Source organism: Nostoc sp. T09 (genome assembly GCF_002154695.1).
In the GTDB taxonomy this organism is placed as follows: Bacteria; Cyanobacteriota; Cyanobacteriia; order Cyanobacteriales; family Nostocaceae; genus Aulosira.
The window spans coordinates 1-1,964 of the sequence record NZ_MTAV01000188.1; the positions used below are offsets into that span (position 1 = coordinate 1).

At 45.5% G+C, this 1,964-nt stretch carries 2 protein-coding genes; one reads left to right on the forward strand and one right to left on the reverse strand.

The features are described from left to right. Positions 1-285, reverse strand: a 285-nt coding sequence (locus BV372_RS29825) for a hypothetical protein (RefSeq protein WP_179198277.1), incomplete at its 3' end; no start/stop codon positions are given. 169 nt (positions 286-454) lie between these two features. Between BV372_RS29825 and BV372_RS29830 the strand changes: the two genes are divergently transcribed. Beyond that, positions 455-1,964 (forward strand): NB-ARC domain-containing protein (locus BV372_RS29830; RefSeq protein WP_256973540.1); only part of this gene is annotated, 1,510 nt, incomplete at its 3' end.

Here is a 1,964-nt window from a genome sequence, read left to right on the forward strand (position 1 = left end):
TGCTTGGCGCTCGGCGCGGTGTAGCCGCGCCATTGCTTGTGACAGTTGCGTAAGTCCTGATCTTTTAACCTTTGGCTTACTTTCATCCTTTCTCGGCTTTTTCTCCTCCAAGCTTTTGACCTTGACCAACACCGGAATATATTGTTGAATCAGCCAAGTTACAGTCTCAAGCGTTGAGTTACCTTGGTCAATACGGGTTTTGGCTTGTAAGCCAATTAGGAATAGTTGCATTGCCAGTAACAAAGCAATAGTTTTACCGAGAATATCTTGGCGTTGGGGTTTCATGTGTTTGTCCCTCAAAGAGTTGGTAGCTAAAGCATCTCGTTGAGGGTATGACCGTAAGCAAATACCCCAATCTCGGAGAAAATGCTTTAAAATCAGGATTTAAGAAGCTTGGGGTAGCGAGTTTTTATTTGGGGTAGCCCTAAACTTTCTGGTCGATTATGGAAATGCAATGCCGCGAGATCCTAGTAAAGGCCCTGTAATTCAAAAGCGAGTTAAGCGTCTGTTGGCGGCGTTGCTTTGTTTCGCGGCTGGGGAATTTGGGGAAGATAAGTTTGATATTGAGTACGACTGGAAAGAAGCAGATAGTGCTAACCCCAAGCTGACTATGAAAACAACTCTGCGTACTTTGGAGTTTTTAACTGGTGCAGTCCGGAACCCCACCCCTAACCCCTCCCCGCAAGCGAGGAGGGGAAAAGATGATGGGGAAAAGCAGTTAACTAAAGCGCAAATCCGCGAAGCGCTGAATTTGCTCAAGGATTTTGTCAAAATTCTCGAAGATAACCGGATTCAAACTCAGGGTTATGATGAGTGGCACTTTACTTTAAAGCTATGGTCAACGGATAAAGAAAAGAACCTGAACCGATTGGATGAAGTATGGCAAAGCAACAGGCCAAAGAAGTCTAAACAACTAGAAGCGAATTACTCTGAAGATGAGGGTGTTGCAGTTGTACCCCAAACTAAACTTGCAATATTTCAAGTGCCACCTTTACCTGCACACTTTGTTGAACGCCCAGAATACAGCGATGATTTAAAGACTCGCCTCCTCACAGAAGATAATCGCACTTTGGTAATTACAGCGATTCACGGTTTGGGTTCTGTGGGGAAATCGACTTTAGCCGCAGCTTTAGCAGTAGATACAGAGGTACAATCTCGGTTTTGTAACGGTATTTTGTGGGCTACATTAGGTCAACAGCCAGATGTGCTGTCTTTAATTAGTGGCTGGGTGCAAGCATTAGGAGACTATAGCTTTAAACCTACTAGTGTGGAAGCAACTACCAACCATCTGCGGACGTTGCTTTATAACAAAGCCGTGTTGCTGGTGGTAGACGATGCGTGGAATACGCAAGATGCACAAGCGTTTAATGTGGGTGGGGTGCGGTGTCAGGTTTTAGTAACAACTCGTGAAGCGGCAATTGCCGATGCCTTAGCAGCCAGCATCTACAGCCTGGATATTATGAAACCAAGCCAGGCTATGGCATTGCTGACGAAGAAATTAAGACGCGAGATTATAGGTGCAGAACGTCAGTCAGCCGAAAATTTAGCCAAAGGTGTTGGTTATCTTCCCCTAGCATTGGAACTTGCAGCTGCGGAAGTTGCTAGTGGTACGACTTGGGATGAACTGTTGGCGGATATTCGGCAAGAGGTAGCGAGATTAACAAGTTTTGACCGACCGGAAGCCGAAGAAATTACCGATGAGGCCAGTTTAAAACGCCTGAGTTTAACGGCATCATTAAATTTGAGTGTCAAGAGAATGCCACCAGAAAAGCAGCAGCATTTCGCTTGGTTAGGGGTGTTGCCGGAAGATGTCAACATTAATAAGATGATGGCGGCGACGCTGTGGGCAATGGATGAGCGTGATGCTGCCAAGATATTGCAATATTTACGGAATAAAGCATTGTTATTAACAGGAGTACCGCTTGCTGATGGTACGCCTACCTATCGGTTACATGACTTATTCC